Annotated in this window: 14 protein-coding genes; 2 read left to right on the forward strand and 12 right to left on the reverse strand. The window is 44.3% G+C overall.

The annotated features are described in order from the left end of the window. Nucleotides 1-31 precede the first annotated feature (31 nt). Nucleotides 32-652, forward strand: a complete 621-nt coding sequence (locus KCTCHS21_RS28780; protein WP_130615865.1) for an SGNH/GDSL hydrolase family protein — start codon at nt 32-34, stop codon at nt 650-652. Between the two features lie 97 nt (nt 653-749). Here the strand turns inward: KCTCHS21_RS28780 and rpiA are convergent, their stop codons facing one another. The 11 genes from rpiA to rlmN all read right to left on the reverse strand — a co-directional run bounded on the left by rpiA (nt 750) and on the right by rlmN (nt 10,993). Then, nucleotides 750-1,448: a ribose 5-phosphate isomerase A gene (gene rpiA, locus KCTCHS21_RS28785; protein ID WP_130615867.1), complete on the reverse strand. Its 699-nt coding sequence runs from the start codon at nt 1,446-1,448 to the stop codon at nt 750-752. A 127-nt stretch (nt 1,449-1,575) separates the two neighbouring features. Continuing rightward, complete coding sequence (locus KCTCHS21_RS28790) at nt 1,576-2,175, reverse strand: acyl-CoA-like ligand-binding transcription factor (RefSeq protein WP_232057998.1); 600 nt, start codon at nt 2,173-2,175, stop codon at nt 1,576-1,578. An 18-nt stretch (nt 2,176-2,193) separates the two neighbouring features. Continuing rightward, nucleotides 2,194-3,702, reverse strand: a complete 1,509-nt coding sequence (locus KCTCHS21_RS28795) for a DHA2 family efflux MFS transporter permease subunit (protein ID WP_170211447.1) — start codon at nt 3,700-3,702, stop codon at nt 2,194-2,196. Between the two features lie 181 nt (nt 3,703-3,883). Further along, a complete protein-coding gene (locus KCTCHS21_RS28800) occupies nt 3,884-4,555 on the reverse strand; it encodes an aspartate/glutamate racemase family protein (RefSeq protein ID WP_130615869.1) in 672 nt (223 codons plus the stop codon). A gap of 31 nt (nt 4,556-4,586) precedes the next feature. Then, complete coding sequence (locus KCTCHS21_RS28805; RefSeq protein ID WP_130615872.1) at nt 4,587-5,744, reverse strand: trans-sulfuration enzyme family protein; 1,158 nt, start codon at nt 5,742-5,744, stop codon at nt 4,587-4,589. 135 nt (nt 5,745-5,879) lie between these two features. Further along, complete coding sequence (locus tag KCTCHS21_RS28810) at nt 5,880-6,560, reverse strand: FadR/GntR family transcriptional regulator (protein WP_130615874.1); 681 nt, start codon at nt 6,558-6,560, stop codon at nt 5,880-5,882. A gap of 89 nt (nt 6,561-6,649) precedes the next feature. Then, entirely contained in the window at nt 6,650-7,132 is a 483-nt protein-coding gene (gene greA / locus KCTCHS21_RS28815; RefSeq protein ID WP_130615876.1) for a transcription elongation factor GreA, read from the reverse strand. 278 nt (nt 7,133-7,410) lie between these two features. Next, entirely contained in the window at nt 7,411-7,725 is a 315-nt protein-coding gene (locus tag KCTCHS21_RS28820; protein ID WP_130615878.1) for a helix-turn-helix transcriptional regulator, read from the reverse strand. A gap of 182 nt (nt 7,726-7,907) precedes the next feature. After that, complete coding sequence (locus KCTCHS21_RS28825; RefSeq protein WP_130615880.1) at nt 7,908-8,921, reverse strand: TlpA family protein disulfide reductase; 1,014 nt, start codon at nt 8,919-8,921, stop codon at nt 7,908-7,910. An 18-nt stretch (nt 8,922-8,939) separates the two neighbouring features. Next, nucleotides 8,940-9,914 (reverse strand): aldo/keto reductase, encoded by a 975-nt coding sequence (locus KCTCHS21_RS28830; protein WP_130615882.1) that lies wholly within the window; start codon nt 9,912-9,914, stop codon nt 8,940-8,942. A 2-nt stretch (nt 9,915-9,916) separates the two neighbouring features. Continuing rightward, nucleotides 9,917-10,993, reverse strand: a complete 1,077-nt coding sequence (gene rlmN / locus KCTCHS21_RS28835; protein WP_130615884.1) for a dual-specificity RNA methyltransferase RlmN — start codon at nt 10,991-10,993, stop codon at nt 9,917-9,919. A gap of 490 nt (nt 10,994-11,483) precedes the next feature. Between rlmN and KCTCHS21_RS28840 the strand changes: the two genes are divergently transcribed. Continuing rightward, nucleotides 11,484-13,175, forward strand: coding sequence for a sensor histidine kinase (locus KCTCHS21_RS28840; protein ID WP_162309399.1), 1,692 nt, complete (start codon nt 11,484-11,486; stop codon nt 13,173-13,175). Here KCTCHS21_RS28840 and KCTCHS21_RS28845 read toward each other — a convergent pair. Then, a complete protein-coding gene (locus KCTCHS21_RS28845) occupies nt 13,152-13,388 on the reverse strand; it encodes an NHLP leader peptide family RiPP precursor (RefSeq protein WP_130615888.1) in 237 nt (78 codons plus the stop codon). The genes KCTCHS21_RS28840 and KCTCHS21_RS28845 overlap by 24 nt on opposite strands.

The raw sequence follows: 13,388 nt of genomic DNA on the forward strand, positions 1-13,388 counted from the left end.
ACAATTTGTTTTGATCTCAGGAGGAGCCCACATGACAATTATCGAAAACAACGCCGTCGTTCTGTTCCAGGGCGATAGCATTACAGATGCTGAACGTAACCGGGGTGTATCCATACATCTAGGTAATGGCTATGCGAATATAGCCGCGTCCCTCTTCGCCAATCAGTATCCAGAGAAACAGGTAACCTTCCTCAACCGAGGTGTATCAGGCGACCGCGCTACCAGCTTGGAGGCACGCTGGGCTGAGGATTGCTTGCAGCTCAACCCTAAGCCAACTTGGGTATCTATCTATGTCGGTATTAACGATACTGCCCATACCCCTCCTGTGAATACCGAAGAATTCGAAGCCTCGTACCGGAACTTAATCCAACAAGCTCAAGAGCATTTATCAGCTAAATTTATACTAATTGAGCCTTTCGTGCTACCAGTAAACGAAATCCAGCAGCAATGGAGAGTGAATCTGGAAGCCAAAATACAGGTTGTTCGTAAGCTTGCAGGTGAGCTCAAAGCTCCTTACGTGCCTCTTGATGGCCTGTTCGCAGCAGCTGCAGCTCAGACTGGACCTGAATATTGGGCTCCAGATGGCGTGCATCCTTCCCCAGCTGGTGCAGCTCTTATCGCGAAAGCATGGCTTCAAGCGGTTAAAGCCTAGTTATTATTACATTCATGCAAATAGAAAAAGCTAATCTTAAACCTCATCGCAGGTTAAGATTAGCTTTTTTATAGTATAGACTTTAATCCTAGGAAGCTTATGTCGTCAATATTTCAACATTGTAGTTAATGAACAAGCCGGACTCAATAACTCCCGGTATGGACTTGATTTCTTTCTCATAATCTGCGGTTATCTTATTAAAACGAACGTCTAGAATCAAATTTCCAGCTTCTGTTATTACAGGGCCATCCTTGGACTTCGCCAATCTTAAGTTAATCTCGTTCGCACCCAGCTTGAGTAATTCCAGCTCAACTAAGTTGACCGCTCTAGGGTCAACTTCAATCGGAGTCGCGAATTTCTCACCTAAATGGGCAACGAATTTGGAGGAATCAACGAGAATATAATTTTCCGGAGAGCTCTTAATAACAAGCTTCTCTGCGAACATTGCTCCACCTCTGCCCTTGATCAGGCTCTTCTGAGGATCAACCTCATCCGCGCCATCAAAGGACCAATCCGGCCTTACATTCAATAGAGTTGAAGTATTTAAGCCCAGAATAGAACAAGTAAGTGAAACCTCATGAGAGGTTGGGATAGCTAGAACATTCAGGTTCTGCTCCTTAACCTTCTTGCTAATCGCCTGTAACGCAAGGAATGAGGTCGATCCCGAGCCCACGCCAATAACGTCCCCATTTTTTACGCGCTCCGCAATTTTCTCCGCTACTTTCTCTTTCTGCTCTCTATTCGAGATTTCACTCGACCACTGCAAAGTTGTCGCAATTTTATTGTCCCAAATCATTATAGACCCTCGCTTTTGATAAAATGGATGAGATTGTAGCCTTTCCGCCTATTATATCATGTTTGCCGAGGGACTACCTGCTGCCTTTCGACTATCGTCAACTCTAGCATCAGCTTCCAAGACAAGCCTACAATGGCAAGCCTGCCTCCAGCTTATTTAAAGCCTCTTCCAGCATGCCGGCGAAATCAGCATCTGGATTGTCCGCAAAACTGAGCATCACTGAGGTAAATACACCTAGTATCGCCCCTGAGAACGTTCGAACAGCTATATCATCCGGATTGCGACCCACTCGCTTCGCTACCATTTCTGAAATCATATGCATCGTTTGAAACATGTTATTAAGAGTTGCTGCCCGCAGCTCTGGGACTGTCATCATGAGCTGATTCCGTTCAGACACCATCGCTAGCTCATCGGCAGACAGATTTCCAATTTCCGAAATCATAGCGTTACGAACTGCCTGCAACGGACTCAGATGGGATGGCTGGTTCTCGAATGCAGCGATGATAAGAGGATCGTAATTATCCTTCACCAACACATCCTCTTTCGTCGAGAAGTAGCGGAAAAACGTACTGGGTGAAATCTCTGCTGCTTCCGCAATCTGTTCGACGGTAGTTGCCTGATAGCCCAGCTCGCGAAAGAGCCGTAGTGCGTGCATTTGGACCGCTGCTATTGTCTTTGCCTTTTTGCGCTCACGCAGCCCCATCGTCCGTTGAAGATCTGAAGACACTTTACTCACTCTCCTATGTCATTTGGCCCCTAAATCTAGTTGCCCCTTCTCAGTAACTCGTAACCGCAGGAAGACCAAGGTTAATACTAAGCCCAGTGCAGCAACGCCCCCGCTCACCATAAGCGTGAGGTTCATTCCATGAACAAAGGAGGAATGAACAGAATCGAGTAATTTCGTCGAGTCCATTTGTTGTGCAACTTCCACCCCCGCGGATACGCTTCGCTGCACCACTTTCGCTATATCGCTTTGTAAACCTTCTATCTCCAGTTTAGCACGATAACCTGTACTAAGCACTGTGCCTAGAATAGCTACCCCTATCGTCCCCCCGACCTGACGCATAGCCATGATCAGCGCCGACCCCACTCCGCTCCGTTCAGCCGAGAGTGCTGACATCGCCACATCCATCGCAGTTGGGAGCACAAATCCAATTCCTAATCCGACAATGGATATCCATATTGAAGCAAAGCCATAGCCATGCCCACTTCCTGTATTTGCCCCTAGAAACAAACCAATAGACAATAGCCCAAAGCCTATAGCAAGAATAGCTTCTGCCCCGAATCTGTTTTTCAATCGTTCCGACACCTTTGCTCCCAACAGAAGGCCACCTATGATTGGAAGTAGACGGATTCCCGTACCTAATGCATCCGCTCCTTCAACCGCCTGAAAATATTGGGGTGTCACAAACAGCAATCCGAACATAGCAAACGATACGATGGTCGCTAATATCGAACCCCATGTGAAGCTAGATGAACGGAACAAGGAGAGGTCAATAAGAGGGTTCCTGACCCGACGCTCCCACAGGATAAAGACTATCAGAGCCAGTAGACCCGTCACAACGGTTGCCAGTGCCTCAATATTTCCCCAGCCCTTCTCACCCGCTTCAATGACACCATAGGTTAGGGCAACAAGACCCGTACTAGAGGTCAATATTCCTATGAGGTCTATGCGAGACCTAACTTTACTTCGAGATTCAGGCAATAGAATGAAAATAGCGATTAGTGCAGCAATAACAATCGGAATATTAATTAGAAATACCGATCCCCACCAGTAATGGTTAAGCAACCATCCCCCGATAATTGGTCCTAGCGGTATTCCCAATGAGTTGGCCATTACCCATAGCCCTATCGCTTTAGGTCGCTCCTCCTCCGTGAATAAAACAGGAATAATGGACATAGATAACGGCAATAAAAATGCTGCTCCAAGACCTAGAAGTGCCCGCCCAATGATGAGTCCCTCTGCAGAACCCGCATAAGCGCATATCCATGATGCTGCTCCGAATAGTACCAGCGCCATGATTAACATTTTCTTACGACCCATTCGATCTCCAAGAAGTCCAGCCGGCAGCAGCGCGGCAGCGAGAACAAGATTATAGGCATCGGCAAACCATTGAAGCTCCCTGTTTGTTGCATGCAAGTCTATTGCCAGAGTAGGCAAGGCAAGATTAAGAACAGTTAAATCTAAGCTTACTGTTAGCAGACAGAGCGAAAGTGCACCGAGAATCCACCATTTCCGATTTTCTTTTATCATTATGACAGTTACCACCTTTCAATATTTAATTCATATTGAGACTTTATGTCATTTGATAGTTACTGTCAATATTTTATTTTGAAAATGTACAGAGATTACCTCGGCAAAAAGCCTACTTCCGTCCATGATTGGCGAAAGTAGGCTTTTGGGTGCAAGTTATGAATGGGTATGAGCTAGCGGTCTATCTGCGTTCGGTCTGCACATTTTCCATGTATGAAGTTAATGCTTCCAACGGATTCCCTATGGCAATGTTCATCTCCGATTGAACAATTCTGGCCGCGTCCACCATTGACAATTGTGCAACAGAAATAGAAATATTATTGCTCATAGTCCTTAGCAAGCTGCGCATGTAATCAGATACCACGGTAAGATATTGCTCTTGCTTACCCTGCATAATCAACTCAAAGCTATTATCAATAACTAGTGCTTCCACTACAGGATGTTTTCCTATTTTTTGCGCATATTCGTGTAATCTTCTCATCGTTCCTTCAACTGTAGCTGGGTTAGTAAAGAGTAATAGTTGCGGTTGAGCTTGTTTGCACAGATGCTCGAACAGGGGTTCATCGATCTTGATAACGGGAATCGTAACCGTTTGCTGATCCTCTTGAAGGAGGGCGATGTAATTCGTACAAGTAATCAGAATTGCATCAACGTTAGCCTTGGCGATCCACTCCAGTTGCTCATTCACCTTCTGTTGGGCATCCACCTGGCTAAAAGTCTTATCCGATGAGATTCTATATACCAATGCAGGGTCAACAAAATGAAGCAACTCCGCCCCATACACTGATAAAGCCTGTTCTATATAAGGAATATTAGAATAATGGGCATGCAAGCAACCAATGCGCTTTTTCATTTTGGCTCCCTGCCTTCCTTTGCACATCATGCTAAGATTTCGTACCACTCCAAGCCTGATCGATATCGGCGATCAGATCGTTCGGATCCTCCATGCCGATATATAATCTGACTACAGTCGCAGTGTGTTCACCTGCATCATTAGTCAATGGACTAACCGTAACTAGACTCTCAAAGCCGCCCCAGCTAACGCCGATCTTGAAGTATTTTAATCTGCCAGCCCATTCCTTCAATCTCTCTATCGGCTCGTCAGATAGGAAGGAGAAGAGACTGCTGTATCCTGACATTTGGCGCTTCCCAAGCTCATACTGTGGATGGGATGGCAGGCCGGGATGGTTGACGCGAGTCACATAGCTTTGTTTGCCGATATGCTCCGCCACTTGAAGTCCGCTAACCTCATGTCTTTGTAGGCGCAGAGGGAGCGTCCGCAGACCTTTGGATACGAGTGCCGCTGTTTGGGGAGTCATAATGCCACCAAGCAGCAAATATTCCGTATAACCGATACCCGACACCCTTTCCTTCGATCCCAGTACGACTCCTCCTAGGCAATCGCTATGTCCTCCAATATATTTTGAAACGGAATGGACGACCAAATCAATCCCCATAGCAAGCGGGCTCTGAAAACAAGGCGTTGCCCAAGTGTTGTCGATGACAGTTGCAGCCCCAATGCTTCTTGCTAACTCCGCGCATAGCCGCAGATCCTGCAATTCGAACAGCATTGTTGTCGGGCTTTCCAGATAGAGCAGCTTCGTATTTGGACGCACCGCATCGCGCCATTGCTCAATTGAGCTTCCATCGATGAATGTGGTTTCCACTCCAAATTTGGTCAAATAGGAAGTAAGGAATTGCTTCGTCGGACCATAGGCTTGATTGATACACACAATATGGTCACCTTGCCCAACAGTCGATAAGATTGCCGAGCTAATAGCAGCCATGCCCGATGCAAAACATTTAGCCATCTCAGCTTCTTCAAGGTCTGCTAGCTTCCGTTCCAAATACTGAACAGTAGGATTATTGCCACGTGAATAGACATGATGGTCTAGAAGTGTACCCATAGCTTCATCAAATTGATCATAGCTTTCAAATGCGAACAGACTATTCTGGTATAAAGGTACATTAATGGCTCCATGATGTCTCGTATCCACTGGATCATATGCTACCTTGGTAAAATGCTTTTCTTGTTTGCTCATTATTTTTCTGCTCCTTGTGTACAATCTTCTAAGATGATTTTGTCCGCAAACGTGCTATGCACCAACCAATCATCCTGTCTGATAGGTTAATCAATTAGGAATGCTTTATATCATTACTATAATATAAGTTGCTTATTATTCATAGCTTCTAATCTTATTTTCAATACAGTCCATCATCTTATTAAATTCTTCCAGCGCTTTATCGGTGTCATGACTAGCAATCGCATCGAACATCGTCCGATGATAGGGATAAGTCTCAGCGAAGAGCTGATTGTTACCTAGTGGTTCATCAAAGAACTTCTCATACAGACCTGCAAATGCATCCATCACAGTTTCAAGAATGGGGTTATGGGATGCTTTAATAATGTAACCATGGAATGCCAAATCAATCCGGGAGGTATCTTTCCCGCTCTCTTTTAGAATCCGATACTCTTCCAAGCAGCTTTCCATTTCGTTAATCTGAATAGCTGTAATGCTCTTAGATGCCAATTCCACTGCTTTGCCTTCTAGGGCTCTGCGAACATCAAGAGTATTTAGTAAAAAATGACGCTCTCTCTCGATTTTGACTTTGCCTTGGAATCGGAATGTATCGACTTCTCGGACGAAAATCCCTTTGCCGTTCTCTACCTGAATAACGTCAACCGCTTCTAGATAACGCAAAGCTTCCCGTAACGAAGAACGTCCGACACCGAACATCTGCGTCATTTCTTCGACGGAAGGCAGCTTATCTCCTTCCTGGAGGTCCTTCTCCTGAATATAATTCTGAATTTCTTGCGCAACCTGTTCATACACAAGAATCTTTTGAATTTTTCTCATAGACTGTTACCCCGCCTCACCCTAACACCTATCCGTAAAAAATAGTAAGTGTCATATAGGCATTCATTGTCAGTTTGCCGTTTTCCCGTTTATAAACCCGCTTTAATCTCAAGCAGCTCGTATTTAATAACTCCCATAGGTGCGTTAACACTAATGATGCTTCCTATGGTTTTCCCAATAAGTGCTTTGCCGAGTGGACTTTCATACGAAATCTTATTTTCCAGAACATCTGCCTCGGCTGGCCCTACGATCTGATATTCAATCTTCTCGGAAAATTCAATATCATTTAAGATGACGACTGAGCCAACATTAACAGCCGAAATGGTCAAGCTATCGGAATCAACAACACGAGCTTTGTTCAGCATTTTCTCAAGTATAATAATCCTTGTTTCCATGAACGACTGATCGTTCTTTGCTGAATGATACTCGCTATTTTCCTTGAGATCGCCGTAGCTAATTGCTAGCTTAATCCGCGCAGCCAATTCCTTACGTTTCACATATTTAAGATCGTCGAGCTCCGCCTGTAATTTAGCTAAACCCTCTTTGGTTAATATCACTTCTTCTTGAGACATTATTCACAGCTCCCGTTTGCTTTCTCATTACATTACAGCGAAGGTTCCATGAAACCCCGCTTAACTTAACGTGCTATAAGTTTAATGTCTAGCTTTATCTTATCTTGTCCTAGTGGAGACAGCAAGCTATTGGAACCGGAGCAACGAAGCTGAATATGGATTGTGCTCAACAAACAGGGATAATGGGCTCTTAGTTTAAGCTAAAATGAAAAAGAAAAAGGACCCCCCTAAGGTCCTTTAATGGTCATTCTATACGGTTTATTGTGAAGAATATGAAGTCACCTCAGAACGAGCGCTTCTTCCTCGTCCTGATATAGCAGGAACTGAGCAACCACCATAGATAATAATTCTCTTGTAGAGCCGGCTTTTGTTTTTTCTTGTATTTTCGCGATATGATTCTTGACCGTCTTCTCCGCAATGAATAGCTCGGTTGCTAGATGCTTATTACTGTATCCGTATTTCGTGAGGTAAAAAACAATTTCCTGCTCCCGCTGCGTCAAGCTATAATCCTTAGCAAAGTAAGAAACAACTTTTAATAGGTAGGATGATTCACCTTGTGTATGCAACCCAGACACCTCGATTATTTCATTCAATCACTCTATGACGCTCATCTATCATTAAAATAATATACTAAATATGTTAGGTACATATGAACTTTATATTAGGAGACTCATTAATAATAGACGATTTTATCCCACATGTACAAACAGACCTGATGGACACCCACTCCACGAGGTCTATTTGCTCAAGAGATTTCAGCAATATTTTCCACAGCTTAACCGATATTCTGTATAACCTTCTTCATATTCTCATAACTGATTGCCCCGAGGTAATGATTTCTAATTTTCCCCGTGGAGTCAATCACATAGGTCGTGGGGTACGCGGTTACTTGGTATTGCTTAGCTACTGTGCCTTGCTCATCAAGCACGACAGGAAAGCTAAGACCATGCTTATCCACGTAGCTCTCCACCTGCTGGGCATTTCTCTCTTGGCTTGTGACGTTAACAGACAAAACTACAACGTCCAAATCCTTATAGTTCTGATAAAGCTTCTCCACATGAGGCATCTCTGCCTTGCATACTTGACACCACGTTGCCCAGAAATTCATAAGGACAGTTTGTCCACGGTAATCGGATAGGTTTACGACATTCCCCTCCAGATCCGTGAGCTGAAAGTCAGGTGCAGCCTGATCATGGCCTATTGTCTTAGTATTGCCGTAATCAAACACGGTATAGCCAATCATTGTAACGATTAGCAGAACTCCAAGCACTCGCGCCATATATCGCAGACTCCACCCGGTACTTCGAGCAGGCTTCAATAATAGGATCAGTAACAAGATGGATATGAAAAGGAACAAATAAGTCATGAACCCTACCGAGTTCGACAGTACGATTTGGGCCAAACAAACAGTTGCCACCCAACCTGACAGCATAGTCGCAGTCAGCGCTGCCCCTTCGGCATTTCCTAATTTTCTAACATAACGAAAACCTATATATGCGATGACTATAGCTGAAGCAAGCAACAGCCCTCTGACCCCTCCACTGAAAAATAGTAAGGACATCGGATTGTCTATGACACTCTTAAGATCGAAGAGCAGCAAGCTCGCCTTCCATATAACGACCCAGAGGAAGACAGCGTTCCATGCAACAGAAATAAGCCATTCTCTCTCTGGATGTAGCCTTTGCCTAATACGAACCGCTAGAACACCCATCATGCCCGCCACAAGGTACACAAGTAACTCCGTGCTTAGAACGAAGGTGCCGATCTGCACGTTGGATAGTTGACCCATAGCGCCCTCTCCACCTCCTTAAGGTAGTCGATACGTAGCGAACGGGTCGCCCTGTCGGAATGCACGACTCATTTCGTCTAGCTCCCTAGAAGTTTCAGAATCAAGAGCAACGGAGACGCTGTGCAGATTATCTTCTACCTGCTCTATGCGGGTTGCTCCAACGATAACACTAGAGACGGCCGGTCTATTCATTAGCCATGCCAGCGAGAGTGTGCTGGAGGTGTATCCGTGCTCTGCAGCCAACCTGCTAACGTTCTGCCCTAGCGTGAGGGTTCTCTCGTTCAGAAATCTATTAAACGAAGGATCCGTTATGGCTCTTGAGCTCTCGGGCGCTTTTTCCGTCAGGCTGTACTTCCCGCTCAAGATACCACCTGCCAGTGGAAAATAAGGAATAATCCCCACACCTTGATCAAGGCACATGGGAATAAGCTCATTTTCCGGCGTACGATCAGCAAGGGAATAGCTCGTTTGTGTGGAAACGTAGCGTATGTATCCTTTCAGCTCACTAATACCTAGAGCCTTCATTAATTCCCATGCGGCATAGTTGGACGCTCCGATATAACGAACCTTGCCTGAGCTAACCATGTCATCTAACGTTCTCAGCGTCTCCTCCAAGGGAGTAGAAGGGTCGAAGGTATGAATCTGATACAAATCCACATAATCCGTGTTTAACCGTCTAAGGCTATCCTCCAGCTCCCTCTGCAGATGAAAGCGAGACGAGCCCCTTTCGTTCGGGCCTGGGCCGCTTACTAAACCGGCCTTAGTCGCCAGCACCGCCTGATGACGTCTGCCGGTTAACGCTTGGCCGATTATTCTTTCGGATTCTGTACCCGCATAAATATTCGCTGTATCTAGGAAATTAATACCACTGTCCAAGGCAAGATGAACAATACGAATGGACGTGTCTTGATCCGCCCTTTTGCCGAATGCATTCGTCCCTAAGCCGAGAGCCGACACCTTCAACCCACTGTTTCCAAGACTGTGATATCGCATGATTAAGACAAGCTCCCTTGCGCTTCTTGTTTGATTTGCTTACTTCTCAGCTGCCCGCAAGCCGCATCAATATCCGTTCCATGCTCCAGACGGACGCTACAGCTTACTCCTTGCTTCTTAAGCGTATCGTAGAATGCGCTAACTGTTTCCCGCTCAGGTCTTTGATACTGACTGTGCTCATCAACCGGATTGTATGGAATCAGGTTGACGTTCGCAAGCTGACGTCTGTCACCGATCAATTCAGAAAGCTCTAAAGCATGCTCCCTTTGATCATTAACATCCTTCAGCATGATATATTCCAATGTGATTCTACGGTTTGTTTTCTCCAAATAGTAATCGATGGCCTTCATTAGCTTTTCAATTGGAATGGCCCGGTTAATCTTCATGATCCGCGTCCGAAGCTCATCATTAGGTGCATGCAGGGAGATCGCAAGGTTTACCCTAAGATCGGAATCGGCGAACTCATAGATTTTGTCAGCAAGGCCACTTGTAGACACAGTAATATGTCTTGCCGCGATAGCCAAGCCCTTCTGATCCTTAATCGTCAGAATGAAGTCCACCATGTTCTTGAAATTATCGAACGGCTCACCAATTCCCATAACGACGACATGGCTGACTAGCTCATTTTTCTCCGCCTGATCAAGATGATGCTGTGCCTGCATAATTTGCTCTACAATTTCTCCACTGGATAAATCACGGCTTTTCTTAATTAATCCGCTCGCACAGAAGCTGCATCCGATATTACAGCCGACCTGGGTCGTAACACACACTGATAGCCCAAATTTATGTCGCATCAATACCGTTTCAATTAAGTTACCGTCCTGTAGCTTAAATAGAAACTTAATTGTACCGTCAGCGGACTGCTGCTTTAAGTGCTCGCTTAACGTGTTAATCACATAATGCTCCTCTAAAACTTCAATGCATTGTTTGTTAACATCTACCATATCGGAGAAATTCTTAACCCGCTTGCGGTATAACCATTCCCAAACCTGCGATGCTCGGGACTTCTTATGGCCATGTTCCATTAGCCACTCCGTCAATTGCTCAAATGTTAATCCATATATGGATTGCTTATTCATTATTTATCCTCTTTTCAAAGCTTTAAGTTGAACCTATCCCCCATTATTGTCCCAGATTTTTTAGGGGTAAACAAGGGGAATCGTTGGGTGACCCTCTACACGACTGAATGGATTCAATAGCTCAATCCGGTCTAAATCTTAATTTCTTAAAAAGAACTTCAACTTATCTAAAGGATATGGTAAATATTTGTCGAATTTTATCATTTGTTATCTTTCTACATATGCCTTTCCCGACCACTAAGAACGAATAACCGCGAGGTGTGAGATGAAGTCGGTACATTGGCCCCTAACATTCAGATTTCTTACTATTTTAATATTGTTTTATGCATTTTTACCTCAATATGCTGAGGCTAAGAGTCTGGCTATCAATATCCATGAATGGCAAGTAAAATGGATTCCGAAAAATGCCGTTTTGGACGAGGCAATACCCCCGAGCGGTCCTTGGCTAAATACAAGTATAGATGGCCCCTTAACTATAATCCCGAGTGGTATGCAGGGAATGTGGGTTCACTTTACTGTTCCGCCAACTAGTGATTGGCAGCGTCCAGGAATGCTTGCAGACCGGCTGTATGGCTTAGACATATCAGTATACGAAGGAACCGAGCTACTCTATGAATCCAAACGGGATTTTGGATTTGATTTGAATAAGCTCTTAGTGCCCATAGAATCCCATTCAGCTCCAACAGACTACTATATTCGCATTGTCACGAATAGCGAACGTGCTGGACTTATTAGCGGCATGCGGATTGATGATTTCGGAGCCTTATCCGAGCGTTTCGTAACTAGGGATCTTCCTGACCTGCTGCTCGGAGCTTCCATTGCATTCCTTGCCTTCATCATGCTGCTCTGCTCCAGCTACTTACATAGGAGACAGCGGCGGTCATGGGTTTCGCTCTGTTTAATTGCAATGACTACAGGCACATTAATCATTGCTTATTCGCCGCTACCTTACATTTATTTTAAGGAATATGGAAATATTATACTTCTACTATTTGATGCATCGTTGTTTATATTATTTCCTGCGCTCAACTATTATATTGATCAAGTGTTCGAAGGCCAATTCCGCTTCTTTACGAGATTCCGGCATGTCCAAACGATCTACTCTGCATTCTGCTTAATCTGCCTTTTTATATATGCAACATCAATCGAACGTTTTTACGACATTTTTTACTTACTTTCTAACGTCATTATGGGCGTTCTTATTCTAGTGCAGCTACTGCTCATTATTATTTTGTCTATTCTAAATGCAATTAAGGGAAATAAGAATGCCGTTATTCTATCCATTGGAATTCTCTTATTGGCTATGTCCGGAACATTAGATTTAACGTTTTACTACCTAACCGACAAAAGATATGTGCTGTTCCTGTGGAAATTTGGCGTAGTTATTATGATCATTACCCTTGTTATTATCCTTGTACGGCGAATATCAGCAGACTATGCTAAACTCGTAAACTATTCCAAGGAGCTGGAGCTTTATAACCATAGACTTCAGCGTACAGAGAAAATGAAAATTATTAGCGATCTTGCTGCTTCTGTCGCGCATGAGGTTCGCAATCCTCTTCAGGTTACGCGAGGATTCCTGCAATTACTATCCGGTAGAACGGACGAGAAGAGTAAGCCTTATTTTGAGCTGGCCGTTAACGAATTGGATAGGGCCTCCGACATCATAACCGATTTTCTAACCTTTGCTAAGCCTGAGCTAGACAAGATTACACTGCTGGATCTATCCAAAGAAATGAAAAAAATCGAAGCCATGATGCTACCGTTGGCGGCCATGCATGGTGGAATTCTTATCTTTAACACACAAGAAAATCTCTATTTCTACGGTAATTCCTCCAAGCTAAAGCAAGCCTTAATTAATATTATCAAGAATAGTATCGAAGCCATAGGAATAGATGGAATCATTGAGGTCAAATCTACCTCGGAGCAGGGAGAAATCATTCTTAAGATTATAGACAATGGGGAAGGGATGGATGAGGAGGAAATTTCGAAGCTCGGAGTTCCCTTCTTCTCTACCAAAACAAAAGGGACCGGTCTAGGCTTAATGGTAACCTTTCGGATCATAGAAGTAATGAAGGGAACGATAAAGGTCCTTAGCACTAAAGGAAAGGGAACCGAATTTATTATCCGGTTCCCGCTAGTCGTTGATGATAAGATACTACCAGACGATCTCAACGTTTGATTGACCATCTACCACATCTTCTGGGCTTGGAGGTAGAGTCAAGTAATAGAGAGACTTGCTTTCTTCAACCACTTTAAGCTCGATTTCTGCAGGAATTTCAACACCAAATGCCTCTTTAATCGCCAGCTTTGGGTTGTCTAGAAGAGTTTTCTTAAATTCAGGCTCTGCCCAAGCTTTCTTAATAATCTGTACCTTCAAAGAATCCAATGACAT

The organism is Cohnella abietis (assembly GCF_004295585.1).
Taxonomy (GTDB): Bacteria; Bacillota; Bacilli; order Paenibacillales; family Paenibacillaceae; genus Cohnella; species Cohnella abietis.